This window comes from Pseudomonas psychrophila, assembly GCF_001043005.1.
GTDB classification, from domain to species: Bacteria; Pseudomonadota; Gammaproteobacteria; order Pseudomonadales; family Pseudomonadaceae; genus Aquipseudomonas; species Aquipseudomonas psychrophila.
This window is the reverse complement of record NZ_JYKZ01000081.1, coordinates 1-604: the sequence shown is the minus strand read 5'-3', so window position 1 is coordinate 604 and position 604 is coordinate 1. Positions and strand designations below refer to the sequence as shown.

Annotated in this window: 1 protein-coding gene and 1 pseudogene; both read left to right on the top strand. The window is 55.1% G+C overall.

The genetic code is table 11. The annotated features are described in order from the left end of the window. A partial coding sequence (locus TU76_RS24180; protein ID WP_082136571.1) for an Ivy family c-type lysozyme inhibitor occupies positions 1-487 on the top strand: 487 nt, incomplete at its 5' end. Position 488: 1 nt separating this feature from the next. Beyond that, positions 489-604: pseudogene (locus tag TU76_RS25725) on the top strand (EamA/RhaT family transporter); the annotation flags it as partial.

The following is a 604-nucleotide window of genomic DNA, read 5'->3' as shown; positions in this document are numbered from 1 at the left end:
CATGAGGACAATGGGTTTTTCAAAATCAGGTGCTTTTCTGCTGTTGGTTGCAACCACCGCGTCAGCTGAATCCTACCTATATGAAATAGCCAAGCAGGAACCCTACAAAACAGCCTACAAAGAGATGCTCAGTTTCCCAGAGTGGGTCAGCAACGCTCAAGGGACGTCGACGCCCATCGAGCGTGTAACGGCAGATGGAAAGCGCTACATGCTGGGACACATGTGTAAACCCCACGACTGTGCAGATCATCAGCTAAGTGTCGTGTTCAGCGCAGACGGCAAGCAGTCCTGGGGGCTTCTGGCAACGCGCTCGGCAGATGGAAAAACCTTCTATAAGCAGTTGCTGGGGCATCCCGACCGCGCTGTGGAGGCACTGCTGAACACGTCATTTGCGGATAACAACCCCGAAGACGGATCAACCCGCATCAGCGCGCGTGTTACGCAGGCTGGGCTAGGCTGCTTGCACGTGCGATACAGAAGTGGGTGAGATGAATACGAGCGTCATTTACGCATTGACGGCCGCTGCGCTGTTTGGTGCAAGTACACCGCTGGCCAAGTTGCTGGGGGCTGAAATCCCTCCTGTGATGCTGGCCGGGTTGCTGTA